This window comes from Enterobacter cloacae complex sp. I2, from assembly GCF_014896205.1.
In the GTDB taxonomy this organism is placed as follows: Bacteria; Pseudomonadota; Gammaproteobacteria; order Enterobacterales; family Enterobacteriaceae; genus Enterobacter; species Enterobacter quasihormaechei.
Genome location: NZ_JADBRA010000002.1, coordinates 1 through 24,090, shown reverse-complemented (window position 1 = coordinate 24,090; position 24,090 = coordinate 1). Strand labels below are relative to the sequence as shown.

Here is a 24,090-nt window from a genome sequence, read left to right as displayed (position 1 = left end):
TAGAAACCATTAAAACCATAGCGGCCATTAAAACTTCGCCTTTAATATGTCATCCCTCACATAAAGTAAGCCTTTGTGACTCTAAGCTGAACGCACAAAATAACTAAGGGGCTTATTATGAGCACAACTGACGATTCATTCTCTGTTACCCACGACCCGATTGATATTCAGCGGCCCTCCCTCAAGGAGCGCTGGTGGCATATTATGGATACCTGGAAAATCGGCATTATTCCTTTGCCGCTGTTCGTTCTGGCGGGCGCGCTGATTGCGATTGATTGTCTGGGCGGAAAGCTGCCGAGCGACATCGTGGTCATGGTGGCCACGCTGGCCTTCTTCGGCTTTGCCTGCGGCGAATTTGGCAAACGCCTGCCGATTGTCGGCAAGCTCGGCGCGGCGGCGATTTGCGCCACCTTTATCCCTTCCGCGCTGGTCTACTATGGTCTGCTGCCGGACGTGGTGGTGGAATCCACGACCAAATTCTACAAATCCACCAACATTCTCTACCTCTATATCTGCTGCATCATCGTCGGCAGCATCATGAGCATGAACCGCACCGTGCTGATCCAGGGCTTCCTGCGCATCTTCTTCCCGATGCTGTGCGGTGAAATCGTCGGCATGATTGTTGGCATGGGCGTGGGGCTGGCGCTGGGCCTTGAGCCGTTCCAGATCTTCTTCTTTATCATTCTGCCGATCATGGCGGGCGGCGTCGGGGAAGGGGCGATCCCGCTTTCCATCGGCTATGCCACCCTGCTGCACATGGACCAGGGCGTAGCGCTTGGCCGCGTGCTGCCGATGGTGATGCTCGGCGGCCTGACGGCGATCATTATTTCCGGCTGCCTCAACCAGCTCGGGAAACGCTACCCGCACCTGACTGGCGAAGGCCAGCTGATGCCTAACCGCGCGAATGCGGATGCCACCGTCTCTCAGCCTGCGTTCTCCGGTAAAGCGGACGTGACCACTATCGCCTCCGGCGCGCTGCTGGCGGTGCTGCTGTACATGCTGGGCATGCTCGGCCACAAGCTGATTGGCCTGCCTGCGCCCGTTGGCATGCTGTTTATGGCGGTGCTGGTGAAGCTCTGCAACGGCGCTTCTCCGCGTCTGCTGGAGGGTTCCCAGGTGGTGTACAAATTCTTCCAGACCTCCGTGACCTATCCAATCCTCTTCGCCGTTGGCGTGGCAATTACCCCGTGGCACGAGCTGGTCGCGGCGTTCACCGTCAGCAACCTGCTGGTGATTATCAGCACCGTGTCTGCGCTGGTGGCGACCGGATTCTTCGTCGGTAAAAAGATCGGTATGCATCCGATTGATGTCGCCATCGTCTCCTGCTGCCAGAGTGGACAGGGCGGTACCGGCGACGTGGCGATCCTGACCGCAGGCAACCGCATGAGCCTGATGCCCTTCGCCCAGATTGCTACCCGTATCGGCGGCGCGATTAACGTCTCTGTCTCACTGCTGATTCTGGGCAACTTCCTCGTCTAAGTATTCAGGAAAAAACAATGAAACTCGCAAGCTTTTTATACCAGGGAAAACGCAGCTACGGCATCGTTCAGGCCGAGGGCGTGATTGATTTAGGCCGCCGCCTGGGCGACCGCTATGGCGACCTTAAAGCGCTGTTGCAGGGCAACGGTCTGGCGCAGGCCACCCGTTTTCTGAACGACGCGGTGGACGTGCCGCTGAACGCCATCACCTTCTTGCCGGTGATCGTGCAGCCGGAAAAAATCCTCTGCGTGGGCATGAACTACGCCGACAAGCGCAAGGAGTTTGACCAGCACAACCCGGCCCCGACGCTGTTTGTCCGCTTCCCGGATTCACAGACCGGCCACAACGAGCCGGTGCTGAAGCCGCGCCACTCCAGCGAATTCGACTACGAAGGCGAGCTGGCGGTGATCATCGGTAAGGGTGGGGAGAACATCAGCCGCGATGACGCCCTGCGCCACGTGGCGGGTTACAGCTGCTACATGGACGGCTCCGCCCGCGACTGGCAGCACACCTGGTTCACCGCCGGTAAAAACTGGCGTCAGACCGGGGCATTTGGCCCCTGGATGGCGACGGCGGATGAGATCCCGGACCCGCACAGCCTGGCGATCCGCACCTGGCTTAACGGCCGCATGGTGCAGGAGGACAACACCAGCAGCATGATCCACAAGATTGCGGAGCTCATCGAATACATCAGCACCTTCACCCGCCTCAGCCCGGGCGATGTGATCATTACCGGCTCTCCTGGCGGCGTGGGTAAAAAGCGTAACCCGCCGCTGTTTATGAAGGAGGGGGATCGCATTGAGGTGGAGATCGAGCATATCGGTCATCTGAGCAACGTGATCGTGGAAGCGCCAGCCGTCGGGCTTGCGGCGGCACACTGAGTAAGGCGGCAGCATGCAATCGCAACCCATTGATTTTCGCCATACCATTGTGGCGAAACACCCGGAACGCTTAAGCCAGATCCGCTACCTGCTGGCAGACAGCGGCCTTGGCCTGGACAACGACATCACGCTGTTTGTTGAAGCCTGGTCCGGCGCGCAGCTGGTGGGTTGCGCAGGGCTGGCTGCCAACGTCATCAAGTGCGTGGCGGTCAACGAGCAGCTTCGTGGGGAAAATCTCAGCGCGCGGCTGCTGGCAGAGGTGGAGAATGCGGCGCTGGAGCGCGGCCATTTTCACCTCTTCCTCTGCACCCGTCCGTGCAATAAGGAGCGCTTTGGCCGCAGCGGCTTCTGGCCGATTGCCCAGAGCGGGAACAACGCGGTGCTGATGGAGAACACTCCGCAGGGGATCGCGCGCTACTGCCGTACCTTAAGCCGGATGCGAAAGGGCGGGGAGAAAACTGGCGCGATCGTGATGAACGCCAATCCGTTCACCCTCGGCCACCGCCATCTGGTGGAGCAGGCGGCGGCGCAGTGCGATGCCCTGCATCTGTTTGTGGTGCGTGAAGACGCTTCGTTCTTCCCGTTCAGCGCGCGCCTTGAGATGGTGCGGGCGGGCGTGGCGCATCTGCCGAACGTGGTGGTGCATGAAGGCTCGCAGTACATCATCTCGCGCGCCACGTTTCCGGCCTACTTTCTCAAAGAGAGCGGCAAAGTGCAGCAGGCGTGGAGCGAGATCGACGTGCTGATCTTCCGCGACTTCATCGCCCCGGCGCTCGGCATCACGCACCGATTTATCGGCTCGGAGCCGTTCTGCGATATCACCCGCCAGTACAACCAGACGCTGCACGATCTGCTGGCCTCGCACATTGAGGTGGTGGAGATGCCGCGCATCAAGGCCACCGGCAACGCCATTTCGGCGTCCGAAGTGCGCCGTTTACTCAAGACACAGCAGTTTACCCGGATCCGGGAGATCGTCCCGGACTCCACCTTCGCGCATCTCGAAGCGCATTATCGCGCGAGTGCGGAAGTCGCATAACTATCAGGAATTTATCATGAATATTGTAAGGGAGGCGCTGGCCGGAACGCAGGAGTCCAGCGACCTGATGGTGAAAATCGCCCCCGCTCACGGCGAGCTGGAGATTGTCATCCACAGTGAAGTGATTAAGCAGTTTGGCGAGCACATTCGCCAGGTGGTCGACGACACGCTGCGCGCCATGAACGTGCACCAGGGATTAATCATTATTGAAGACAAAGGGGCGCTGGACTGTGCAATCCGCGCCCGCCTGCAAAGCGCGCTTCTGCGTGCTGCCGATGAACAGGCCATCAACTGGGAGGCGCTGAAATGAGCAAACTCCGCCGCAGTATGCTGTTCCTGCCGGGCGCCAATGCCGCCATGCTCTCCACCGCGTTTATCTACCGGCCAGACGCCATCATGTTCGATCTTGAAGATGCGGTGGCCCTGCGCGAGAAAGATACCGCACGCATGCTGGTGTTCCACGCGTTGCAGCATCCGATGTATCAGGATATCGAAACCGTGGTGCGCATAAACCCGCTGAGCACGCCGTTTGGCCTGCTGGATCTGGAGGCCGCCGTGCATGCGGGCGTGGACGTGATCCGCCTGCCGAAAACCGACACGCCGGATGATATCTACGAGCTGGAAGGCCACCTTGAGCGTATCGAACAGGAGTGCGGGCGCGAGGTGGGTTCTACCCGCGTAATGGCAGCGATTGAATCGGCTATTGGCGTCATCAATGCCGTGGCGATTGCCCGCAGCTCGCCGCGCCTGATCGGCATTGCGCTGGCGGCCTTTGACTACGTAATGGACATGCAGACCGAGCGCGGCGACGGCACCGAGCTGTTTTATGCCCGCTGCGCGGTGCTGCACGCCGCCCGCGCAGCGGGCATCGATGCCTTCGACGTGGTGTGGTCAGACGTTAACGACGAAGCCGGGTTCCTGCGCGAGGTCGACCTGATCCGCAAGATGGGCTTTAACGGCAAATCGCTGATTAACCCGCGCCAGATTGACCTGCTGCACAACGCCTACGCCCCGACGCAGGAAGAGGTGGAGCACGCCAAAAGGGTGATTGAAGCGGCAGAAGAGGGCGAGCGTAACGGCCTGGGCGTGGTCTCGCTCAACGGCAAAATGGTCGACGCCCCGATTATTAACCACGCGCAGGTGGTGCTGGAGCGCGCGGCGGCTTCCGGCGTGCGTCGGTAAGGATGACAAAATGAATCAGACAGAACTTCTCCACGTAAACTTCCCGCATCTGCGGGACCTGAAACCCTTTGATACCGCCCACAGCGCGACGCCCTGGCTGGCAGACAGCGACGCGAAGCACAACCGCAAGCTCTGTGCCACCCTCGAAGAAGCCGTAGCGCGCAGCGGCTTGCAGGACGGAATGACCATCTCCTTCCACCATGCCTTTCGCGAAGGCGACCGGGTGATCAACACCGTTGTGGCGCTACTGGCGCGGATGGGATTTAAAAATTTGACCCTGGCCTCCAGCTCGCTGATGACCTGCAACGACGCGCTGATCGAGCATATCGAAAGCGGCGTGATTACCCGGATTTACACCTCCGGCATGCGCGGCAGGCTGGCGGACGCCATCTCCCACGGGCTGATGGACGAGCCGGTACAGATTCACTCCCACGGCGGGCGCGTGAAGCTGCTCCAGGACGGCGAACTGAACATCGACGTGGCGTTTCTCGGCGTGCCGTGCAGCGATGCGTTTGGCAACGCCAACGGGACGCACGGAAAATCGTGCTGCGGTTCGCTGGGCTACGCCATGGTGGACGCGCACTTTGCCCGCAAGGTGGTGCTGCTGACCGAAGAACTGGTGCCGTTCCCGAATATGCCCGCCAGCCTGGTGCAGGACCAGGTGGACTACATCGTGCAGGTGGTGAGCGTGGGCGACCCGGCGAAAATCAGCGTCGGTGCGGCGCGCGTCACCAGCAACCCGCGCGAGCTGATGATCGCCCGCTATGCGGCGGACGTGATTGAGCACTCCGGCTATTTCAAACCGGGCTTCTCGATGCAGACCGGCTCCGGCGCGGCGGCCACCGCCTGCACCCGTTTTATGGAAGAGAAGATGGAGCGCAGCGGCGTGAAGGCCCGCTTCGCGCTCGGCGGCATCACCGGTAGCCTGGTGGATCTGCACGAGAAGGGGCTTATCGAAAAGCTGCTCGACACCCAGTGCTTTGACGGCCAGGCGGCGGCTTCGCTGGCGCGCAACCCGAACCACGTGGAGATCTCCACCAACGTCTACGCCAACCCCGGCAGTAAGGCGGCAAGCTGCGACCACCTCGACGTGGTGATCCTCAGCGCGCTGGAAATTGACATTGATTTTAACGTTAACGTCATCACCGGCTCCGACGGCGTGATGCGTGGCGCATCCGGCGGGCACTGCGACGTGGCGGCGGCAGCCAACCTGACTATCGTCGTCGCGCCGCTGCTGCGCAGCCGCATTCCGACGGTGGTCAAGCGCGTTACCACGCGCCTCACGCCGGGAGAGAGCATCGACGTGTTGGTCACCGACCACGGCATTGCAGTCAACCCGGCGCGCCCGGAGATCCGCGAGCGTCTGATGGCGGCAGGATTAAAGGTTGTGGATATCCATGCGCTCTACGAGCGGGCGATTTCCCTGACCGGCGTACCGAAACCGATTGAATTTACCGACAAAATCGTCGGCGTGATCCGCTACCGCGACGGCAGCGTGATCGACACCGTGCGACAGGTGAAGGAGTCAGTATGATTTCAGCGACACCCGTGCGGACGGGTGTCAGCCTGGACGAACTGCTGGCGGCGAAAGATCGCCGCGCGGCGCGCCAGGCCGACATGCTCACGCACTATCAACAACCGGTGATTTCCCTCACGCTGGTCACGCCCGGGGACATTAAAGACAGCCTGCGCTATCGCAACACCATGGGCGTGGCGCTCCAGATGTGCGACCAGCTGCTGTGGGAGAACCGCTGGCAGGTGCTGGACCGCCAGGTGCTGTGGCTGCCCACCGGACCGGAAGCCTTGTGGTGCGTCGCCCATCCGGCGGCGGAAATCAAAGCGCACTGCGCGGAGCTGGAGCAGACGCACCCGCTCGGCAGGCTGTGGGACCTGGATGTCATCTGTCCTCAGAACGGCCACGTCGGGCGCCAGTCGCTGGGGGCAAACCTCAGGCGCTGCCTGATCTGTGACGCGCCCGCGCATGCCTGCTCCCGTTCGCGGCGCCATCCCGTTGAGCAGGTAGTTTCCCGCGTGGAGAAGACGATCGATGACTGGTTTGCTCGCGACTAAACCGCGCCCGATTGATGTGCCCGCGCTTGCCGAAGCGGCGCTGTGGCAGGAGCTGGAGCTGACGCCCAAGCCGGGGCTGGTGGACAAGCTTAACAACGGTTCCCATCGCGATATGGATCATGCCCTGTTTGTTCGCAGCATTACGGCGATTACGCCGTGGTTTGCCCGTTTTGCGGAGTTGGGCGAGGCTCATGCGGACAAGCCAGCCGCTCAGCAGCTGCGGATTATCCGCCCGATGGGGATGGCCTGCGAACAGGCCATGTACGCCGCGACGGACGGGGTAAACACCCATAAGGGGGGCATTTTTGCCCTCGGTTTGCTCTGCTTCGCTGCCGGGCGTGTGAAAAATGTCTCCGCCGGCAGCCTCTGTTGTGAGGTAAGTAACATCTGCCGTGGGCTGGTGGCGCGTGAGCTCGTCGGGCGCAGCGGGCAGGCAACGGCGGGCGAGCGGCAGTTTCAGCTGTACGGTCTCACCGGCGCGCGCGGCGAGGCAGAAAGCGGCTTCAGCACGGTGCGTAACGCGCTGAAGCAGTGGAAGGGGAATACCCTTCATGACCTGTTGTTACGCCTGATGGCCATCAACCAGGACAGCAATCTGGTGTCGCGCGGCGGTATGGAGGGGCTGCGCTACGTACAACGTTACGCGCGGGAACTGCTGGCGAACGGCTGGGATCGCGATGCGTTGCTGAGGATGGATAGGGCGTTTATTGAACGAAACCTGAGTCCGGGCGGCAGCGCGGATTTGCTGTCGGTGGGGTGGGTGCTGTCTGCCATAAAATAGCCGGGTGGCGGCTACGCCTTACCCGGCCTACGGTCTGGTTTTGTAGGCCCGGTAAGCGAAGCGCCACCGGGCACAACAATTAATGCGCGATCGGCTGCGCACCGTGCGGTTCGCGAACGTGCTTGTACTGGAACAGCGCGAGGAACGCGAAGAACAGCACCAGCGAATACGCCGCGAAGATCAGCCACACCGGCTGCCAGTCGGTAATGCCGTTGGTGGTGTACATCTCAACCACTTTACCGCTCACCACGCCGCCCAGAATACAGCCGAAGCCGTTGGTCATCATCAGGAACATGCCCTGCGCGCTGGCGCGGATTTCAGGCTTCACCTCTTTTTCCACAAACACCGAACCGGAAATGTTGAAGAAGTCGAAGGCGCAGCCGTAAACAATCATCGACAGCACCAGCAGCACGGTACCGAACGCGCTCGGGTCGCCGTAGGCGAACAGGCCGAAGCGCAGCATCCACGCGGCGATGCTGATCAGCATGACGTTTTTGATGCCGTAGCGGCTCAGGAAGAACGGGATGGTCAGGATGAACAGCGTCTCGGAGATCTGCGAGATGGACATCATCACCGACGCGTGCTCAACGATAAAGCTCCCGGCAAACAGCGGATCGTTATCGAAGCTGTGCAGGAAAGTGTTGCCGAACATGTTGGTGATTTGCAGCTCCGCGCCCAGCAGCATGGAGAAGATAAAGAAGATCGCCATGCGCTTGTTTTTGAACAGCGCGAAGGCATCCAGGCCAAGCATGGTGCTCCAGCTCTGGTTTTTCTGCTGGTTAGATACCGGAATGGTTGGCAGCGTCAGGGTGAACAGCGCCAGCAGTACGGAGAGCCCAGCACCAATATACAGCTGCATGTGGCTCAGCTCGAAGCCCGCGAAGCTCACGCCCCACATCGCCATGATAAAGCCGATGGTGCCCCAGATACGGATTGGCGGGAAGTCGGTGACGATATCCAGGCCGGCAGATTTCAGGCGGTAGTAGGAGATGGAGTTGATCAGCCCAAGCGTTGGCATATACGCCAGCGAGTTAAGCAAGATCACCATAAACATCGCCCCCGGCGTGGTCACTTCGGCCGCCATAAACAGCGTCCCCGCACCCACCAGATGGCAAAGCATATACAGCCATTTCGCACTTAACCATTTATCCGCCACGATACCGAGCAGCGTTGGCATGAAAACAGCCGCAATACCCAGCGAGCTGTAGACGGCACCGATTGACGCACCATCAAACTTGAGCGTCACAAACATATAGGAGCCGAGTGTAGTCAGCCAGCTACCCCACAGGCAGAACTGCAGAAACGACAAGATTTTAAGCTGCAGCTTAAGGTTCATGTTACTTTCCTCACAAGTGAGCGGGAGATATGTTGTTATAGGAACATTCAGGGTTGTTATTTGATGCAATTCTATCAGCAGGCGAGGTTATGTTTTGTTACCTCCCGCAAAAAAATGCAATCCACATTAATTTGCAGTCTGGATTGTGATGCAAATAGCATTTTCGTATGGATGGAGAGAAGCAGAACACCTTCTCCTTACAGGAGAAGGTGTGTTGATTATCGACGACGATAGTTTTTCTGCGCCGTATTCACCTTATACAGGTACCGGCGGGATTCCGCAGACGGGTGGCGGGTGGTGAGGGTGGAGTAAACATCTCCCGGCGCCATGCTGTTGATGATATTCGCAGCCTGCACCTTGTCGTTCGAGAAGACGCGCAGCACGCTGCCCGCCCCGCCGTTGTAGGCGGTGATCACCGCATAGCGGCGTGACGTTGGGTTATCAATTCCACCGAGATAGACATTGTTCAGCATCGCCAGATAAGCCGTGCCGGTATCAATGTTGCTTTGCGGATCGAACAGGTAGCTGCGGCTCGGCGTGCCGGATTTCCCCTGCGAGCGGAACACGTCTTTACCGGCGCTGTGCTGCACAACCTGCATCAGCCCCAGCGCGTCGGAACGGCTCACCGCGTACGGGTTGAACGAGGATTCGGTCTGCATAATCGCCAGGATCAGCGACTCGTCCACGCCATACTTACGCGACGCCTGACGCACCATGCCCAGATACTTATGCGCACGCTTGTCGAGGTGGTTCGGCACCAGGTTAATGGTCACGCTGTAAATCACCTTCAGGCCGTTGGTGCGGCTTTTCAGGCGGGTTTGCAGCAGGTAGTCAGCGAATTTGGTGGCGCGGCCTTCCCAGCGGATCGGCTGACCGGTCTGGTCTACGACCTGGCCATACAGGAACGGCTCTTTGGAGATGGTAATGTCATCGGCATCAGAGTAGAGGTCAATCGACCCCGGATCGTCGCCCATCAGCAGGGTCTTGATGATGGCCTGACGTAAATGCGCCGCAGGTTCAGTCCCCGCGATGGTTTCAACCGTAATCGTACCGTCATCGAAGTTGATGTGGCTACGGGTCTGATAGGCGTCGGTGTACTTAACGTAGTCTTTCGGTCCGGCAATCAGAACTTCGTTAAATCCCCATATATTTTCGATGTTGTGGGCAAACTGCCCCATCAAAATGTCAAAACCGTTGGTGTCCTTAACCCAGGCTTCGTTATAGCTATCGCCCTTTTTGGAAGAACAAGACACAAGCAACGGCGCAACAAGTGCTAGCGCTAAAAGTTTTTTCATCATTCCGGGAGTGCGTGTTGTGTTTGCTTAGTCGTTGCTTTCGCCGGGTGGCGCTGCGCTTAGCCGGCCTACAAAACCGTAGGCCCGTGCAAGCAAAGCGCCGCCGGGCAACAGCCGCAGAGTATTATTTTTCCGGTGGCGTATAGCCTTCGATGTGGACGTCTTTGCCCTCGAACAGGAAGTTCACCATCTCCTGCTCCAGCAGCTTGCGGTGCTCCGGGTTCATCATGCTGAGCTTTTTCTCGTTGATCAGCATGGTCTGTTTTTTCTGCCACTGTCCCCAGGCTTCTTTGGAGATCTCGTTATAGATGCGCTTACCCAGGTCGCCCGGGTAGAGCTGGAAATCCTGGCCTTCAGCGTCGCGCTGTAGGAAAGTACAAAAAATGGTTCTGGCCATACTCATTCCTCTTTGTGTTGCCGATGCTAAACCATTGCACCGACACGTAATTGCTGTAACAGGCGCTCCACGGGAGCCGCCAGCCCGACTGATGGCGGTTGCGCTAAGTTATACCAGAGAGCGGTGCCTTCATCCATGCAGGAGGTGAACGAGGACACGGGAAGCCACATAGGCACAATATCCAGATGGAAATGGCTGAAGGTATGGCGGAACGCGTTCAGCTGCGTCAGGGTATCTGCCGCAATGCCGCGCTGTTCAAGCCATTCCCGAAGCGAGGCTTCATCTTCAAACTGTGGGAAGCAGTATAGACCACCCCACAGGCCGCTCGGCGGGCGCTGGGCGAGGAAGACGTCGTCGCCGTGCTGCATCAGCAGCATATAGCCGGTGCGCTCCGGCAGCGTCTGTTTGGGTTTCTTACCCGGATACTGCGCCCATGACTGGTTGGCATACGCCACGCAGAGGTTGTTCACCGGGCAGAGTTCGCACTTCGGTTTTGAGCGCGTGCAGACCATCGCGCCGAGATCCATCATCGCCTGGTTAAAACGCTCTACGCCTTTCGCCGGAGTGACCGCTTCAGCGATCTCCCACAGGCTTTTTTCAACGTCTTTCTTACCCGGCCAGCCGTCAACGGCGTAGCAGCGTGCGAGCACGCGCTTCACGTTGCCGTCGAGGATCGGGAAATGCTTGCCTAATGAAAGGGAGAGGATCGCGCCTGCGGTTGAACGCCCGACGCCGGGTAAATCCGCCACCTCGTCGAAGGTTTCCGGGAATTTACCGTTGTGGCGCGTGGCGACCTGCTGCGCGGCCTTATGCAGGTTGCGCGCGCGGGCGTAATAGCCCAGCCCGGTCCACAGGTGCAGCACTTCGTCCAGCGGCGCGTTTGCCAGGTCGGTGACCGTCGGGAAGCGCGCCATAAAACGCTCGAAGTAGGGAATAACCGTGGCGACCTGCGTTTGTTGCAACATCACCTCGGAGAGCCATACTTTGTAGGGCGTTTTTTCAATTTGCCAGGGCAGGGTTTTACGCCCGTATTTATCGTACCAGTCCAGCACCTGGGCTGAAAATTGAGAGGCTTGCATGGTCATCGATTCGCATAATCAGGGACGCAGATTGCAGCACAGCGTCAATCTGCTGTAAACCGGATCTTTCCCATGCTTGCATAGAAGCCTTAACTTTGGATAATGCCCGTTTCCCGAACACTCTCACAAGCAGACAACTCTTTTATGAAAAACGACGTCATTTCACCGGAATTTGATGAAAACGGTCGCCCGCTGCGCCGTATTCGCAGCTTTGTCCGCCGTCAGGGCCGCCTGACAAAAGGGCAGCAACACGCGCTGGACAACTACTGGCCGGTGATGGGCGTTGAGTTCAGCGAGCAGCCGCTCGACTTTATCGAGCTGTTCGGCCGCGACGCGCCCGTCACGCTGGAGATCGGGTTTGGTATGGGCACCTCGCTGGTCACAATGGCGAAAGCGCGCCCGGAGCAGAACTTCCTCGGCATTGAAGTACACTCGCCGGGCGTCGGCGCGTGCCTGGCAACGGCCCACGAAGAGGGCGTTGAGAATCTGCGCGTGATGTGTCACGACGCGGTGGAAGTGCTGCACAAAATGATTCCTGACAATTCTTTGAACATGGTTCAGCTCTTTTTCCCTGACCCATGGCACAAAGCGCGTCATAATAAACGCCGTATCGTTCAGGCACCGTTTGCCGAGCTGGTGAAAAGTAAGCTCAAACTGGGCGGCGTTTTCCACATGGCGACCGACTGGGAACCTTATGCGGAACACATGCTGGAAGTGATGTCGTCGCTGGACGGGTATAAAAACCAGTCCGAGAGCAACGACTACGTACCGCGTCCGGATTCACGTCCGGTGACAAAATTTGAACAGCGTGGCCATCGTCTTGGTCACGGCGTATGGGACTTAATGTTCGAGAGGGTGAAATAATGGCAAAGAATCGTAGCCGTCGTCTGCGTAAAAAGATGCACATCGAAGAATTCCAGGAAGTGGGCTTCTCTGTTGCCTGGCGTTTCCCGGAAGGCACCAGCGTCGAGCAGATCGATCAGGACGTTGATGCGTTCATCAACGAGGTCATCGAGCCAAACAAGCTGGCCTTCGACGGTAGCGGCTATCTGGCGTGGGAAGGTCTGATCTGCACCCAGGAAGTAGGTAAATGCACCGAAGAACATCAGGCGCTGGTACGCAAATGGCTTGAAGACCACAAGATGGAAGATGTCCGCGTGAGCGAACTTTTCGACGTTTGGTGGGACTAATAAAGCAGGTACGGGGCCAGCATTAGCTGGCCCATTTTGTCTGAGGGAGTGTTAAAGATGCGCAAAACGTTGCTGGCTGTTGCTTTACTGGCAATCGGATCCACCGCCCATGCGGAATATAAATGTAGCGTCACCCCGCGCGATGACGTGGTGTTAAGCCCGCAAACCGTGCAGGTTAAGGGCGAGAATGGCAATCTGGTGATTACGCCGGATGGCAACGTGACCTTTAACGGCAAACCGCAAAACCTGACGGCCGCCCAGCGCGAGCAGGCGATGGACTACCAGGCCGAGCTGCGCACCGCGCTGCCGTGGATCAACAACGGCGCGCTGACCCGCGTTGAAAAGAGCCGCGTGGCGCTGGATAAAATCATCACTAAAGAGGTGGGGGAGAGCAGCAATATGCGTACCCGCCTGACCAAGCTGGATAAACAGCTGAAAGAGCAGATGAACCGTATTATCGAGACGCGCTCTGATGGCCTGACGTTCCACTATAAGGCGATCGATCAGGTGCGTGCCGACGGTCAGCAGCTGGTGAACCAGGCGATGGGCGGCATTCTCCAGGACAGCATTAACGAGATGGGCGCCCAGGCTGTGCTGAAGGGCGGCGGTAATCCGTTGCAGGGCGTACTGGGTAGCCTGGGCGGACTGCAAACCTCGATTCAGAACGAGTGGAAGAATCAGGAAGCTGATTTCCAGCAGTTCGGCAAAGACGTGTGTAAGCGCGTGGTGTCGCTGGAAGATAGCCGGAAAGCGCTGGTAGGGACGTTGAAGTAACGCCTCTGCGCGCAGGGCCCCTCACCCTAACCCTCTCCCCAAAGGGGCGAGGGAATGATTTGCACCCTCTCCCTTTCAGGGTGAGGGCAGGGGTGAGGGTTGCAGCATTTGCAGCGTTTCAAGGATCTTATCTAACACGGCCTCTTCGTTATTCCAGAGTTCATTGTTCCAGAACCGAATGACGTGCCAGCCTTTTTGGTTAAACCACAACGTCCGTTGGCGATCGTATTCCTGATTTTCATCATGCTGTCCGCCGTCCAGCTCAACCGCCAGCCTTTCCCTCAGCCGGCAGAACGGGATGCAAAATCCTGAATCAGCCTTCAGGATCCTTCAGCGAGGAACAGCTCAAGAAGGGAGTTTAAGAACAGCTTACCGTGCTCGGTGATCTGCCAGTAATCATCACATTCCGTCAGATACCCCTGCGCCAGCGCCTCGTCAATCTGCGGGCGAATCGCTGATTCCGGTAACCCGGTATAACGCGAAAATTCGGCGCGCGGCGCGGCTTCCAGCAGACGGAAGCGGTTCATAAAGAACTCAAACGGCTTGTCCGCCGCCTCGACGTCGTGCTGACGCTCCAGGTAGCGGCCTTCCATAAATCCGCGCGGATGACGCGTTTTGGCGGTACGCAGAATGCGACCGTCCGGGAAGGTCACTTTGCCGTGAGCGCCGCAGCCAATCCCCAGATAATCACCAAAACGCCAGTAGTTCAGGTTGTGCTGACACTGATAGCCCGGCTTCGCATACGCCGAGGTTTCATATTGCTGATACCCTGCCGCGGTTAACAGCCTGTGACCCTGCTCGAAGATATCCCACAGCGCGTCGTCGTCCGGCAGCACCGGAGGGCGGGAGCCAAACAGCGTGTTCGGCTCAATGGTGAGCTGATACCACGACAGATGCGGCGGGTTCAGTTCAATCGCCTGACGCAAATCGTCCAGCGCCTCTTCCAGCGACTGGTCCGGCAGGCCGTGCATCAAGTCGAGATTAAAACTGCGCAGCCCAAGCCCCGTTGCCAGGTTTGCCGCCCGCTTTGCCTCTTCCGGGCCGTGAATGCGCCCCAGACGCTTCAGCTTCGGCTCGCTAAAGCTCTGCACGCCGATGGAGATACGGTTCACGCCTGCGCGCTGATACTCGACAAAACGGTCGGCCTCAACGGTGCCGGGGTTGGCTTCCATCGTAATTTCAGCATCCGCTGCCAGGTTCAGGCGCGCACGCACGCCGTCCAGCAGCGTCTGCATCGCCGGGCCTGAGAGCAGGCTTGGCGTACCGCCACCAATGAAAATGGTCTTTACCTCACGTCCCTGCGCGTACGGTACATCGGCATCCAGATCGGCCAGCAGATGCGCGACGTAATCATCGTGCGGTACTTCGCCCTTCAGCGCGTGCGAGTTGAAATCACAGTACGGGCATTTCTGCACACACCACGGGATATGAATATAAAGACTCAGAGGCGGCAAATTAGCCATTACGTAACGCTTCCAGTAACAGTTTCAGCGCGCGACCACGGTGGGAGATCGCGCTTTTTTCTTCGCGGGTCAGTTCCGCAGCGGTTTTGCCCTCGGTCGGGACAAAGAAAATCGGGTCATAGCCAAAGCCGCCGTTGCCCGCCGCTTCACGGGTAATCACGCCCGGCCAGCTGCCGTGACAGACGATCGGCGTTGGGTCTTCCGCATGACGCATGTAGACCAGCACGCAGTGGAACTGCGCGGTACGCTGTTCGTCGGGAACGTCCTTCAGGGCCACGAGCAGCTTTTCCAGATTCTGCTGGTCGGTGGCGTCCACCCCGGAATAGCGGGCGGAGTAAATCCCCGGCGCACCGCCGAGAAAATCTACGGCCAGACCGGAGTCATCGGCAATCGCGGGCAGCCCCGTGATCTGCGCGGCGTGGCGCGCTTTCAGAATGGCGTTTTCGATAAACGTCAGGCCCGTCTCTTCGGCGGAATCCACGCCCAGCTCGGTCTGAGCCACCATGTCCAGCCCAAAATCATTTAATAGCGAGGCCAGCTCGCGCACTTTACCGGCGTTACCGGTGGCGAGAACAACTTTCTGCATGGTTTAGTCCTGTTCTGTCAGAGCCGCGACTTCCGTCGGGATAGATTGCGGATTAAGGATTTTTACCTGTTTATGGCGGCCAAGTTCACCTTTCTCAATGATGACCTGGCTTTTAGCGACGCGAAACTGTTTAGCCAGGTATTTGGTCAGATGCGCATTCGCCTGGCCGTCAACCGGCGGGGCGGTGATGGCGACTTTTAACTCGTCGCCATGCAGCCCAACAATGCTGTCGCGGCTGGCTTTAGGCTGAATGTACAGCCGTAAAACCAGCCCGTCGGCGCAGGGGCTAACTGCACTCATAACGCCATCCACAGCCCCGGCAGCAGCATATTGCCCGTCGCCTGCAACAGTTCCGCGATCCCCATATTCAGCACGTACAGCAGCAGAACGAGGAGCATCGGGGAGAAGTCGATCCCGCCCATGGCAGGCAGCAGGCTACGAATCGGTCGCAGCAGCGGTTCCGTCAGCTGAATCAACGCGTATTCCACCGGGCTACGGCCCCGGCTTACCCAGCTCATGATCGCCATCACCAGCAGGACCCAGAAGATCAGCAGGCCGACGGTTTTCACGAGGATCAGAACGGCTGAAATCCAGATAATCGGCTGGAAAGTAATGACCATAAACAGCACGATCGCTTTGATAACGCTCAGAATAAACGCCATCAGCAGAGATGAACTGTCTATCGGCCCCATTGCCGGAATGATGCGGCGAAGCGGCCCCACAACGGGCTGCGTGATTTTCACGATAAATTGTGAGAATGGATTGTAAAAATCACAACGGGCCCACTGCATCCAGACGCGCAGCAGCAGCGCCATCGTATACAGTTCAATGACCGTTGAGAGCAGGAAAGTCAACGTCTTCATGGCGTTCCTCAGTTTTCCTTATTATTGGGTGTAATCGCGCGCACCGAAAATAGCCGTGCCGATGCGCACCATGGTGCTGCCTGCCGCGATGGCGGCTTCCATATCGTCCGACATGCCCAGAGAAAGCGTGTCTACCGTGTCATAGCGCGCTTTAAGCGCCTCAAATGCTACAGCCATTTGCTGTGCCACGGCAAACTGCCTTTCATAACTTGACTCTGGCGCCGGAATTGCCATCAGCCCGCGCAGGGTTAAGCGCGGCAGCGCCGCCACCTCAGCCGCCAGCGCATCCAGCTCACTCAGCGTAATGCCGGACTTGCTGTTTTCATCACTGATGTTGATTTGAATCAGCACGTTAAGCGCTGACATCTCTGCCGGGCGCTGGTCGCTCAGACGGGTGGCGATGCGCAGACGATCGATGGTGTGGCACCAGTCGAAGTGCTCTGCTACCAGTCGGCTTTTGTTCGACTGTAGCGGGCCGATAAAGTGCCATTGCAGGTCCGTATTGCCCTGTTCCCGGAAAGCGCGAATCTTATCCACCCCTTCCTGCACATAGTTTTCGCCGAAGGCGCGATGGCCGGCGGCAATCGCTTCTGCGATGGCGCTCGCAGGCTTGGTTTTGCTGACTGCAAGCAACGTAATTTCTTCTGAAGCACGGCCGCAACGCGTTGCAGCGGCTGAGATTTTGTCCCGGACCTGTGCCAGGTTATGCGCAATGTCGTTCATTTTCCGAGGAGTAGTCTATGGATGTGGAAGAAATTGTGGCCCTTAGTGTAAAGCATAACGTCTCCGATCTACACCTGTGCAGTGATTCGCCACCGCGCTGGCGCAGGTTAGGCCGGCTTGAACCGGCGCCGTTTCCGCCCCCGGATGTGGAGGGATTAATAAAAGCGTGGCTCAACGACGAACAGCAGGGCGCATGGTGGGCAAACGGGCAGGTGGATTTTGCCGTTACCCTCGCAGGCGGTCAGCGGCTGCGCGGCGGTGCGTTTAAGCATATGCACGGCGTTTCGATCGCGCTGCGGCTGTTGCCGCTGACGTGCCCGCAGCTCTCTGCGTTGGGCGTGCCGCGAGCGATCCCGGCGCTGTTGACCCATGACAATGGCCTGATTCTGGTCACCGGCGCCACCGGCAGCGGAAAATCGACCACCCTGGCCGCGATGGTCGATTTCCTCAATCACCAGACGGACGGGCATATTCTGACCCTGGAAGATCCGGTGGAGTTTATGTACCAGAGCGAACGTTGCCTGATCCAGCAGCGCGAGATAGGCCAGCACAGCCCGTCCTTTGCCGAGGCCCTGCGCAGCGCCCTGCGTGAAGATCCGGATGTGATTCTGCTTGGCGAGCTGCGCGACAGCGAGACGATACGCCTGGCGCTGACGGCGGCTGAGACCGGCCATCTGGTTTTAGCCACGCTGCACACGCGCGGGGCGCCGCAGGCCATTGAGCGCCTGGTCGATACCTTCCCGGCACAGGAAAAAGATCCGGTGCGCAATCAGCTGGCGGGAAGCCTGCGCGCGGTGCTGGCGCAGAAGCTGCGTCAGGATCTCCAGGGCGGGCGCGTGGCGCTTTACGAATTACTGGTGAACACCTCTGCGGCGGCGAACCTGATCCGCGAAGGCAAAACCTGGCAACTTCCGGGCATTATCCAAACGGGGCAGCAGGCGGGGATGCAGAACTTTGAGCAGAGTCTGGCAGAGCGGCGGGCGCAGGGGCGGCTGTAGGCCCCGGCGCTCAGTAACCTTGTTCGAAATAGCTTTCGAGGATAATGACGGCGGAAGCAGAATCCACGCTGCCTTTGTTCAGCGCCCGGAAGCCGCCGTGCTCGAACAGGCCAGCGCGCGCTTCAACGGTGCTCAGACGTTCATCGTGCAGCTTAACGGAGACGCCAAAGCGGCCATGGATTTTGTTCGCGAACTTGCGCGCGCGGGCGGTAAGCGGTTGCTCGGTGCCGTCCATGTTCAGCGGCAGGCCGACAATCACGTCGTCCGGCTGCCACTCCTTGAGCAGGCGCTCAATAAGGTTCCAGTCCGGCGTGCCGTCGTTAGCTTTCAGCGCCGTGAGGGGGCGGGCGGTGCCGGTGACCCGTTGACCCACGGCGACGCCGATGCTTTTGGTGCCGAAGTCGAAGGCGAGAAGGGTGCCGCTCATTACGCGTGCCCCGCAACGCCAGGCATGGTCAGAATATCAATGCCGATCAGCTTCGCCGCGTCGCGCCAGCGATCGGCAATAGGGGTTTTGAACAGGATATTCATATCCGCAGGGGCTGTGAGCCAGGCGTTGTCCAGAATTTCTTGTTCCAGCTGCCCTTTTTCCCAGGAGGCGTAGCCGAGCGCAACCAGCACTTCAGAAGGCTGATTTGCCGTGCCCAGCGTTTCGAGCACGTCGCGCGACGTCGTGACGACGGTGTTATCGGAGATACGAATACTGGACGAGAAAACCGGCGGGGTATGCAGGATAAAGCCACGATCTTCTGCAAGCGGGCCGCCCAGCATCACCGGTTTATCGAGACGGATCTCCGGCAGTCGCGCTTCAGCGGGGATTTTCAGCTTGTCGAGAATCCCTTCAACCTGAAGGTTTTCCAGCGGCTTGTTGATGATAATCCCCATCGCGCCGTCTTCGTTGTATTCACAAATGTACACCACGGCGCGGCGGAAAATCGGATCCTGGAGAGCAGGCATGGCAATAAGAAAGTGATGCTGTAAATTCATTGTCAGAGGTACTGTTTCCTGGTTTAAAAAGCGACAGCGCCCAGTATGGGGATAAACACAGGCGCTGTCACAGGTTATTTCTGTAAACGTTTTTCGATAGCGTCCATCAGCATTCCGGTGATCGAGATCGGGAATTCCGCCTCAATTTCACGAATGCAGGTCGGGCTGGTGACGTTCACTTCGGTCAGGCGATCGCCGATGATATCGAGGCCGACGAAGATCAGACCTTTATCTTTCAGCGTAGGACCGACGCGGCGGGCAATTTCCCAGTCGCTTTCGCTTAACGGACGCGGTTCGCCACGGCCGCCGGCCGCCAGGTTGCCACGGGTTTCGCCGCCCTGCGGGATGCGCGCCAGGCAGTAAGGCACCGGCTCGCCGTCTACGACCAGCACGCGCTTGTCGCCGTCTTTGATGGCAGGCAGGTAGTTCTGCGCCATGCAGTAGCGGGTTCCCAGCTCGGTCAGCGTTTCGGCAATCACGCCAATGTTCGGGTCGCCGTCCTTCACGCGGAAGATCGACGCGCCGCCCATGCCGTCCAGCGGCTTCATGATGATGTCGCCGTGCTTCTGCCAGAATGCTTTCAGCTGCGTTTTGCTGCGGGTGACCAGCGTTTCCGGCGTCAGGTCAGAGAACCAGGCGGTGTAAAGCTTCTCGTTGCAGTCGCGCAGGCTCTGCGGCTTGTTGACGATCAGCGTTCCTTTCTCTTCGGCACGCTCAAGGATATAGGTGGAGTAAATGTATTCGGTGTCGAACGGCGGATCTTTACGCATCAGGATGACGTTGAGGTCGGCCAGGGCAATATCCTGCTCGGTGCCAAATTCGTACCATTTGTCGTAGTTCTGCTCGACGTTAACGATGCGGGTGCGTGCGCGGGCTTCACCGTTGATCAGGTAAAGATCGTTCATCTCCATGTAGTGGAGTTCATAGCCGCGACGCTGCGCTTCCAGCAGCATAGCGAAGCTGGAATCTTTCTTGATGTTAATGTTTGCGATGGGGTCCATCACGATGCCGAGCTTAATCATCTTCTTCTCCGTTAATGGGTCAACCCAGATCGCCAAACCGTACCTGTAGCGCGGTAATGGCTGTGAGTGCCGTTGTCTCAGTGCGCAGAACGCGAGGTCCCAACAGAATATCAGTAAACTGGTAACGCGCCGTCATGGCGATTTCGTCAGCCGACAGGCCGCCTTCCGGGCCAATCAGCAGGCGTACGCGCTCAACGGGCAGCGGCAGCGTATTGATGCTGGCGCTGGCGCGCGGATGAAGATTAAGCTTAAGCCCACTTTCCTCTTCTGCACACCAGTCCTCCAGATCCATCGCCGGGCGGATCTCCGGAATACGGTTACGGCCACTCTGTTCGCAGGCCGCAATGGCAATTTTCTGCCATTGCTGGATCTTTTTGTTCAGACGTTCCGCATCCAGTTTAACGCCGCAGCGCTCAGAAAAAAGTGGCGTAATGAGGCTTACACCCAGTTCAATGGATTTCTGAATGGTGAACTCCATCTTTTCCCCGCGCGACATCACCTGGCCGAGGTGAATGTGCAGCGGGGATTCCCGGTCGTCCACTTCGCCACGCAGCACCTTTACGTGCACGCTTTTTTTGTCGGCGCGCGTAATTTCAGCGTCGAAAACCTGATTAGAGCCGTCGAAGAGCTGAATGGCCTGGCCTGCACCCATGCGCAGCACGCGGCCTACGTGGTTTGCAGCATCATCAGACAGGGCGATTTCGCCGCCAGCGGTAATCAGTTCAGGGTGATAGATGCGAGGGATGCGCATAGTCAGAAATTCCATATGTCATGCGATATAAGCGAATGGCCGTAGTGTAGGTTAGCTCTTTTGCGCCTGGCAAGCCCGCTGGACGTAAGGGTTGTGATTCCCCTGGACGTTAGCGATACGTTCGTCGCGCTGGCATTCCCAGTCCGTCACCGGATAGAGTTTGTCCCAGGCATTGAACAGTTGCGTCTGCTGGCGGGAAAGGTTGAGATGGTAGCGGTCGCGCATATAGAAGTACGTACGGGCGATGCTGCCGCGCGCGCGCGCAGGCGGTTCGGCTACTTTATCTTTGAAATCGACCTTCATGGCGCACTGGCCGTACTGGCCTTCGCCACCGTTCCACTGGCTGTACATGAAGTTACCGCGATCGCCATTGACTTCACCCACGGCGGGTTGCAGGTTGTGCATATCGCTTTCCATCTGGCGATAGACCGGATCTTTTGCGCAATTCTTACGTCCGCCATCCTGCCAGCACTGGCGCTGGTGGCCAAACTGCCAGGCCGGAACAACGTGTTCCCATTCGATTCGGCTGGCGCGGTTCTCGTTCTTGCGCACCTTATAGCCGCAGGACTCCAGGTCCACGATCCCTTTTTTACCCTGCCAGTGGATTTTACAGCCGCAGTAGAAATCACCCGGCACGTCGGCGTTAATCTTTACGCCTGCCGTTTTAGCCTGAGAAAAACTGTGAATACCGTCGGCCAGAGCATGGCCGGAAAGTGCCGTCGCCAGAAAAGCGACCGCGAGAGAAACATTACGGGACATCTTACACTCCGTGTCAAAACGAGCCCGCAACGTAACGAATGTTGTTCCTGTATGCAATCAGTCAGATCAGGAAAGTTCCTGATAGTTCAGTTGATTATTCCGCGACCAGCGGTTCGCCACACTTCACGCAGCGGTAGGTTGCCTCGCCCCGCACCACGCGGTTGTGGCGGCGGACGGTAAGCTGGTGCTGCTGGCACTGGCAGCGGTAGGGAAAGGTATTGCGGCGCACCGATTCCAGCTCGAACTGATGGGTTCGGCGTGCCGGAACGCCGAGCACCGCCTCCATCATCCACTTCCACTCTTTGCCGTGCGGCGCGACGCGGCCAAAGTGTTTCCACACCAGAAGATGGGCCAGCTCGTGCGGCACCACTTCTTCGATAAACGCCTGCTGATTTTCCATCATCAACACCGGGTTCAGGCGGATCTCGTAGGCTTCCAGCCAGGCGGTGCCTGCCGCGGTGCCGCGCTGCTGATAGACCAGCTTCGGTTCAGGATAACTGCGACCGAGCTTCAGGTTGGCCTGGGCGAGTTTTTCCCGCAGGCTGCGCATAACGGCTTGCTGAATGGCGATGGGGAGACGGGGAGCTTTCATAGGGGCAGAGCATAAAGCGGGAAGCGGGGAGGCGCAAGAGGCGCCTCCCGCAAGAGGATCAGTCGTGTGCGCCGATTTCGCGCAGAGGACGACCTTTCATCAGGTTACGTTCAATGTGTTCCAGTGAAACGTGTTTGGTTTCAGGAACCAGCCAGATTGTGAGAACAATAAAGAACAGGTTCAGACCCGCGTAGACCCAGAAGGTATTGGCGTTACCCAGGGTATTGAGCATGGTCAGGAACGTTGCGCCGACGATCATGTTGGCAATCCAGTTGGTTGCGGTAGAGCAGGTGATACCAAAATCACGCCCTTTCAGCGGCTGGATCTCAGAGCACAGTACCCAAATCAGCGGACCGGCACTCATCGCAAACCCAATGATAAACATCAGCAGCATCGCCACGGCGAAGTACTGTGCCGTTGGAGAGTGAATGCCCAGGTGCATCATAGTACCCAGCACGCCCATACCGACAGCCATCACCAGGAAGCCCAGCGTCAGGGTTGGCTTACGTCCCCAGCGGTCCACCAGACCGATGGCGATAAAGGTTGCCAGCACGTTGGTCAGGCCGACGATCACGGTGCCCCACATCTGCTCGGTGGTGTTGGTGTAACCCGCCAGTTCGAAGATTTTTGGCGCGTAATACATGATGACGTTCATCCCGGTGAACTGTTGCATAACCTGTAACAGCACGCCGAGGAACACCGCGCGGCGGAAGTTGCTGTTCTCTTTGAACAGCGCCCAGCCGGACTGTTTCACCTTCAGGCTTTCGCGGATCTCTTCCAGCTCGTTTTTCGCTTCGGCGCTGGTATCACGCAGGCGTAAGAGCACGCGTTCGGCATCGTGGAAGCGTCGTTTGGCGGCAAACCAGCGCGGGCTGTCCGGCAGGAAGAAGACGCCGATCAGCAGCAGGACGGCAGGGATGATGATCACACCCAGCATCCAGCGCCATGCGCCGCTGTAGCTGAACGCGGTATCGGAGAGATAAGCCCCGAGAATACCGATGGTGATCATCAGCTGATACATGGAAATCATGCTGCCGCGAATTTTTTCCGGCGCGATTTCAGACAGGTACAGCGGAGCAGTGTAAGACGCCACGCCCACTGCCAGACCCAGCAGCACGCGGGAGAGGATCAGCACTTCAACGTTAGGCGCAGCGGCAGAGAACAATGAGCCGGCAACGAACAGGATCGCGCCGATCATCAGGCTCTTTTTACGCCCGAGCTTAAAGGAGAGCCAGCCGCTGCCGACCGCGCCGACGGCGGCGCCGAACATCATGGAGCTAACCACCCATTCCTGAGTGTGTGCGCTAATCTGGAACTCATCGGCGATGAAAGGTAATGCACCGGCGATGACGCCAATATCCAGGCCAAAGAGTAATCCTGCCAGAGCGGCAAGGAAGCAGACGAAGAACGTCATTGCCTTATTGGACGTACGCCCCTGTTTATTATTGTCAGGCATTATGCCCTCCAGTTGGGTTATCAGTTTTATCGATATTAAGGGTAGGTGAGCGGTTCATAAAAATATGTGAGACAAATCACAATGGTGTAATCGGTTACACTAACCCGTAACCGTAAAAATAATTAAAGCTTTGAAAATATAGAGGTAAATTAATTGATATGCATCGCGTTTGCATGAATTTCAGACTTAACTGAAAGGGAATGTAACAGCAGAAGAATTACGATCATGCAAAGAGAATATTCTGAAAGCGGGGTATATCCGGCATAGTGTAAGCGGTTTCAAATATTGCCGGGTAGCGGGGGGGGGGGATGGCGGGGGCAAAAAAAATAATTGTGTTTAGGGGGGCCCCCCCCCCCCCACAAAAAAAACCAACCCAAACGAAAGAGGGGT

29 protein-coding genes are annotated in these 24,090 nt (G+C 58.2%); 12 read left to right on the top strand and 17 right to left on the bottom strand.

All coding sequences use genetic code 11. From position 1 onward, the window contains the following. Positions 1-117 precede the first annotated feature (117 nt). Genes IM300_RS02300 through citG form a run of 8 tightly spaced genes read left to right on the top strand, consistent with a single transcriptional unit; the run spans position 118 to position 7,429 of the window. Positions 118-1,479: a 2-hydroxycarboxylate transporter family protein gene (locus IM300_RS02300; RefSeq protein ID WP_022649371.1), complete on the top strand. Its 1,362-nt coding sequence runs from the start codon at positions 118-120 to the stop codon at positions 1,477-1,479. Between the two features lie 17 nt (positions 1,480-1,496). Then, complete coding sequence (locus tag IM300_RS02295; RefSeq protein WP_193035128.1) at positions 1,497-2,360, top strand: fumarylacetoacetate hydrolase family protein; 864 nt, start codon at positions 1,497-1,499, stop codon at positions 2,358-2,360. Positions 2,361-2,373: 13 nt separating this feature from the next. Further along, positions 2,374-3,396, top strand: coding sequence for a [citrate (pro-3S)-lyase] ligase (gene citC / locus IM300_RS02290; RefSeq protein ID WP_193035126.1), 1,023 nt, complete (start codon positions 2,374-2,376; stop codon positions 3,394-3,396). Between the two features lie 16 nt (positions 3,397-3,412). Next, the gene (gene citD, locus IM300_RS02285; protein ID WP_107533737.1) at positions 3,413-3,706 is read left to right on the top strand and encodes a citrate lyase acyl carrier protein; all 294 of its coding nucleotides are present in this window, start codon (positions 3,413-3,415) and stop codon (positions 3,704-3,706) included. Further along, the gene (gene citE / locus IM300_RS02280) at positions 3,703-4,578 is read left to right on the top strand and encodes a citrate (pro-3S)-lyase subunit beta (RefSeq protein WP_112791624.1); all 876 of its coding nucleotides are present in this window, start codon (positions 3,703-3,705) and stop codon (positions 4,576-4,578) included. Before citD ends, citE begins: the two co-directional genes overlap by 4 nt. 10 nt (positions 4,579-4,588) lie before the next feature. Further along, positions 4,589-6,112, top strand: coding sequence for a citrate lyase subunit alpha (gene citF, locus IM300_RS02275; protein ID WP_193035124.1), 1,524 nt, complete (start codon positions 4,589-4,591; stop codon positions 6,110-6,112). Then, complete coding sequence (citX, locus tag IM300_RS02270) at positions 6,109-6,648, top strand: citrate lyase holo-[acyl-carrier protein] synthase (RefSeq protein ID WP_063867818.1); 540 nt, start codon at positions 6,109-6,111, stop codon at positions 6,646-6,648. The genes citF and citX overlap by 4 nt, the downstream gene beginning before the upstream one ends. Beyond that, positions 6,626-7,429: a triphosphoribosyl-dephospho-CoA synthase CitG gene (gene citG, locus IM300_RS02265; RefSeq protein WP_193035122.1), complete on the top strand. Its 804-nt coding sequence runs from the start codon at positions 6,626-6,628 to the stop codon at positions 7,427-7,429. Before citX ends, citG begins: the two co-directional genes overlap by 23 nt. 79 nt (positions 7,430-7,508) lie before the next feature. Here citG and IM300_RS02260 read toward each other — a convergent pair whose 3' ends face one another. From IM300_RS02260 to mutY, 4 genes are all read right to left on the bottom strand, one after another. After that, the gene (locus tag IM300_RS02260; RefSeq protein ID WP_193035120.1) at positions 7,509-8,765 is read right to left on the bottom strand and encodes a nucleoside permease; all 1,257 of its coding nucleotides are present in this window, start codon (positions 8,763-8,765) and stop codon (positions 7,509-7,511) included. A 218-nt stretch (positions 8,766-8,983) separates the two neighbouring features. Next, positions 8,984-10,060 (bottom strand): membrane-bound lytic murein transglycosylase MltC, encoded by a 1,077-nt coding sequence (gene mltC, locus IM300_RS02255; RefSeq protein WP_131636456.1) that lies wholly within the window; start codon positions 10,058-10,060, stop codon positions 8,984-8,986. Positions 10,061-10,184: 124 nt separating this feature from the next. Next, positions 10,185-10,457: an oxidative damage protection protein gene (locus IM300_RS02250; RefSeq protein ID WP_003862425.1), complete on the bottom strand. Its 273-nt coding sequence runs from the start codon at positions 10,455-10,457 to the stop codon at positions 10,185-10,187. 26 nt (positions 10,458-10,483) lie between these two features. Next, a complete protein-coding gene (mutY, locus tag IM300_RS02245; protein WP_193035118.1) occupies positions 10,484-11,536 on the bottom strand; it encodes an A/G-specific adenine glycosylase in 1,053 nt (350 codons plus the stop codon). Positions 11,537-11,680: 144 nt separating this feature from the next. Here mutY and trmB point away from each other — a divergent pair, with 144 nt between their 5' ends. Genes trmB through IM300_RS02230 form a run of 3 tightly spaced genes read left to right on the top strand, consistent with a single transcriptional unit; the run spans position 11,681 to position 13,500 of the window. After that, on the top strand, positions 11,681-12,400 hold the full coding sequence (gene trmB, locus IM300_RS02240) for a tRNA (guanosine(46)-N7)-methyltransferase TrmB (RefSeq protein ID WP_063867823.1): 720 nt from the start codon (positions 11,681-11,683) through the stop codon (positions 12,398-12,400). Beyond that, the gene (locus IM300_RS02235; RefSeq protein WP_006178455.1) at positions 12,400-12,726 is read left to right on the top strand and encodes a YggL family protein; all 327 of its coding nucleotides are present in this window, start codon (positions 12,400-12,402) and stop codon (positions 12,724-12,726) included. The genes trmB and IM300_RS02235 overlap by 1 nt, the downstream gene beginning before the upstream one ends. Before the next feature lie 57 nt (positions 12,727-12,783). After that, positions 12,784-13,500: a DUF2884 domain-containing protein gene (locus tag IM300_RS02230; RefSeq protein WP_107533729.1), complete on the top strand. Its 717-nt coding sequence runs from the start codon at positions 12,784-12,786 to the stop codon at positions 13,498-13,500. Positions 13,501-13,575: 75 nt separating this feature from the next. Here the strand turns inward: IM300_RS02230 and IM300_RS02225 are convergent, their stop codons facing one another. From IM300_RS02225 to IM300_RS02200, 6 genes are read right to left on the bottom strand one after another with little or no spacing between them, the layout of a single operon-like run. Continuing rightward, positions 13,576-13,800 carry an endonuclease domain-containing protein gene (locus tag IM300_RS02225; protein WP_370552233.1) on the bottom strand — a complete coding sequence of 75 codons (225 nt, stop codon included), beginning with the start codon at positions 13,798-13,800 and terminating at the stop codon, positions 13,576-13,578. 20 nt (positions 13,801-13,820) lie between these two features. After that, the gene (gene hemW / locus IM300_RS02220) at positions 13,821-14,963 is read right to left on the bottom strand and encodes a radical SAM family heme chaperone HemW (RefSeq protein ID WP_063867827.1); all 1,143 of its coding nucleotides are present in this window, start codon (positions 14,961-14,963) and stop codon (positions 13,821-13,823) included. Continuing rightward, complete coding sequence (locus IM300_RS02215) at positions 14,956-15,549, bottom strand: XTP/dITP diphosphatase (protein ID WP_193035116.1); 594 nt, start codon at positions 15,547-15,549, stop codon at positions 14,956-14,958. Before IM300_RS02215 ends, hemW begins: the two co-directional genes overlap by 8 nt. Before the next feature lie 3 nt (positions 15,550-15,552). Next, a complete protein-coding gene (gene yggU, locus IM300_RS02210) occupies positions 15,553-15,849 on the bottom strand; it encodes a DUF167 family protein YggU (RefSeq protein WP_003860023.1) in 297 nt (98 codons plus the stop codon). Beyond that, on the bottom strand, positions 15,846-16,412 hold the full coding sequence (locus IM300_RS02205; protein WP_063451231.1) for a YggT family protein: 567 nt from the start codon (positions 16,410-16,412) through the stop codon (positions 15,846-15,848). The genes yggU and IM300_RS02205 overlap by 4 nt, the downstream gene beginning before the upstream one ends. 21 nt (positions 16,413-16,433) lie before the next feature. Beyond that, entirely contained in the window at positions 16,434-17,135 is a 702-nt protein-coding gene (locus IM300_RS02200; protein ID WP_193035114.1) for a YggS family pyridoxal phosphate-dependent enzyme, read from the bottom strand. 17 nt (positions 17,136-17,152) lie between these two features. Here IM300_RS02200 and IM300_RS02195 point away from each other — a divergent pair, with 17 nt between their 5' ends. Continuing rightward, the gene (locus IM300_RS02195; protein ID WP_193035112.1) at positions 17,153-18,133 is read left to right on the top strand and encodes a type IV pilus twitching motility protein PilT; all 981 of its coding nucleotides are present in this window, start codon (positions 17,153-17,155) and stop codon (positions 18,131-18,133) included. 10 nt (positions 18,134-18,143) lie between these two features. On the opposite strand, the gene ruvX is transcribed toward IM300_RS02195, so the two are convergent. The 7 genes from ruvX to galP form a co-directional block, all read right to left on the bottom strand. After that, positions 18,144-18,560 (bottom strand): Holliday junction resolvase RuvX, encoded by a 417-nt coding sequence (gene ruvX / locus IM300_RS02190; protein ID WP_193035110.1) that lies wholly within the window; start codon positions 18,558-18,560, stop codon positions 18,144-18,146. Continuing rightward, positions 18,560-19,120, bottom strand: a complete 561-nt coding sequence (locus IM300_RS02185) for a YqgE/AlgH family protein (RefSeq protein ID WP_022649353.1) — start codon at positions 19,118-19,120, stop codon at positions 18,560-18,562. The genes ruvX and IM300_RS02185 overlap by 1 nt, the downstream gene beginning before the upstream one ends. Positions 19,121-19,194: 74 nt before the next feature. Next, entirely contained in the window at positions 19,195-20,142 is a 948-nt protein-coding gene (gene gshB / locus IM300_RS02180) for a glutathione synthase (RefSeq protein ID WP_193035108.1), read from the bottom strand. A gap of 19 nt (positions 20,143-20,161) precedes the next feature. Next, entirely contained in the window at positions 20,162-20,893 is a 732-nt protein-coding gene (gene rsmE / locus IM300_RS02175) for a 16S rRNA (uracil(1498)-N(3))-methyltransferase (protein ID WP_131636374.1), read from the bottom strand. 51 nt (positions 20,894-20,944) lie between these two features. After that, positions 20,945-21,652, bottom strand: a complete 708-nt coding sequence (endA, locus tag IM300_RS02170; protein WP_063867834.1) for a deoxyribonuclease I — start codon at positions 21,650-21,652, stop codon at positions 20,945-20,947. Positions 21,653-21,746: 94 nt separating this feature from the next. Continuing rightward, positions 21,747-22,244, bottom strand: coding sequence for a SprT family zinc-dependent metalloprotease (locus tag IM300_RS02165; protein ID WP_063867837.1), 498 nt, complete (start codon positions 22,242-22,244; stop codon positions 21,747-21,749). Positions 22,245-22,302: 58 nt separating this feature from the next. Further along, complete coding sequence (galP, locus tag IM300_RS02160) at positions 22,303-23,700, bottom strand: galactose/proton symporter (RefSeq protein ID WP_063867839.1); 1,398 nt, start codon at positions 23,698-23,700, stop codon at positions 22,303-22,305. Positions 23,701-24,090 lie beyond the last annotated feature (390 nt).

Excerpts from the sequence above, each read along its gene's own strand:
- mltC (WP_131636456.1), bottom strand. The coding sequence starts at position 10,060 with ATGAAAAAACTTTTAGCGCTAGCACTTGTTGCGCCGTTGCTTGTGTCT.
- IM300_RS02215 (WP_193035116.1), bottom strand. The coding sequence starts at position 15,549 with ATGCAGAAAGTTGTTCTCGCCACCGGTAACGCCGGTAAAGTGCGCGAG.
- citD (WP_107533737.1), top strand. The coding sequence starts at position 3,413 with ATGAATATTGTAAGGGAGGCGCTGGCCGGAACGCAGGAGTCCAGCGAC.
- IM300_RS02230 (WP_107533729.1), top strand. The coding sequence starts at position 12,784 with ATGCGCAAAACGTTGCTGGCTGTTGCTTTACTGGCAATCGGATCCACC.
- citE (WP_112791624.1), top strand. The coding sequence starts at position 3,703 with ATGAGCAAACTCCGCCGCAGTATGCTGTTCCTGCCGGGCGCCAATGCC.
- rsmE (WP_131636374.1), bottom strand. The coding sequence starts at position 20,893 with ATGCGCATCCCTCGCATCTATCACCCTGAACTGATTACCGCTGGCGGC.
- IM300_RS02260 (WP_193035120.1), bottom strand. The coding sequence starts at position 8,765 with ATGAACCTTAAGCTGCAGCTTAAAATCTTGTCGTTTCTGCAGTTCTGC.
- citG (WP_193035122.1), top strand. The coding sequence starts at position 6,626 with ATGACTGGTTTGCTCGCGACTAAACCGCGCCCGATTGATGTGCCCGCG.
- hemW (WP_063867827.1), bottom strand. The coding sequence starts at position 14,963 with ATGGCTAATTTGCCGCCTCTGAGTCTTTATATTCATATCCCGTGGTGT.
- citX (WP_063867818.1), top strand. The coding sequence starts at position 6,109 with ATGATTTCAGCGACACCCGTGCGGACGGGTGTCAGCCTGGACGAACTG.
- IM300_RS02200 (WP_193035114.1), bottom strand. The coding sequence starts at position 17,135 with ATGAACGACATTGCGCATAACCTGGCACAGGTCCGGGACAAAATCTCA.
- IM300_RS02300 (WP_022649371.1), top strand. The coding sequence starts at position 118 with ATGAGCACAACTGACGATTCATTCTCTGTTACCCACGACCCGATTGAT.
- citF (WP_193035124.1), top strand. The coding sequence starts at position 4,589 with ATGAATCAGACAGAACTTCTCCACGTAAACTTCCCGCATCTGCGGGAC.
- trmB (WP_063867823.1), top strand. The coding sequence starts at position 11,681 with ATGAAAAACGACGTCATTTCACCGGAATTTGATGAAAACGGTCGCCCG.
- galP (WP_063867839.1), bottom strand. The coding sequence starts at position 23,700 with ATGCCTGACAATAATAAACAGGGGCGTACGTCCAATAAGGCAATGACG.
- endA (WP_063867834.1), bottom strand. The coding sequence starts at position 21,652 with ATGTCCCGTAATGTTTCTCTCGCGGTCGCTTTTCTGGCGACGGCACTT.
- ruvX (WP_193035110.1), bottom strand. The coding sequence starts at position 18,560 with ATGAGCGGCACCCTTCTCGCCTTCGACTTCGGCACCAAAAGCATCGGC.
- IM300_RS02165 (WP_063867837.1), bottom strand. The coding sequence starts at position 22,244 with ATGAAAGCTCCCCGTCTCCCCATCGCCATTCAGCAAGCCGTTATGCGC.
- IM300_RS02195 (WP_193035112.1), top strand. The coding sequence starts at position 17,153 with ATGGATGTGGAAGAAATTGTGGCCCTTAGTGTAAAGCATAACGTCTCC.
- IM300_RS02205 (WP_063451231.1), bottom strand. The coding sequence starts at position 16,412 with ATGAAGACGTTGACTTTCCTGCTCTCAACGGTCATTGAACTGTATACG.
- yggU (WP_003860023.1), bottom strand. The coding sequence starts at position 15,849 with ATGAGTGCAGTTAGCCCCTGCGCCGACGGGCTGGTTTTACGGCTGTAC.
- IM300_RS02185 (WP_022649353.1), bottom strand. The coding sequence starts at position 19,120 with ATGAATTTACAGCATCACTTTCTTATTGCCATGCCTGCTCTCCAGGAT.
- IM300_RS02235 (WP_006178455.1), top strand. The coding sequence starts at position 12,400 with ATGGCAAAGAATCGTAGCCGTCGTCTGCGTAAAAAGATGCACATCGAA.
- IM300_RS02250 (WP_003862425.1), bottom strand. The coding sequence starts at position 10,457 with ATGGCCAGAACCATTTTTTGTACTTTCCTACAGCGCGACGCTGAAGGC.
- IM300_RS02295 (WP_193035128.1), top strand. The coding sequence starts at position 1,497 with ATGAAACTCGCAAGCTTTTTATACCAGGGAAAACGCAGCTACGGCATC.
- gshB (WP_193035108.1), bottom strand. The coding sequence starts at position 20,142 with ATGATTAAGCTCGGCATCGTGATGGACCCCATCGCAAACATTAACATC.
- mutY (WP_193035118.1), bottom strand. The coding sequence starts at position 11,536 with ATGCAAGCCTCTCAATTTTCAGCCCAGGTGCTGGACTGGTACGATAAA.
- citC (WP_193035126.1), top strand. The coding sequence starts at position 2,374 with ATGCAATCGCAACCCATTGATTTTCGCCATACCATTGTGGCGAAACAC.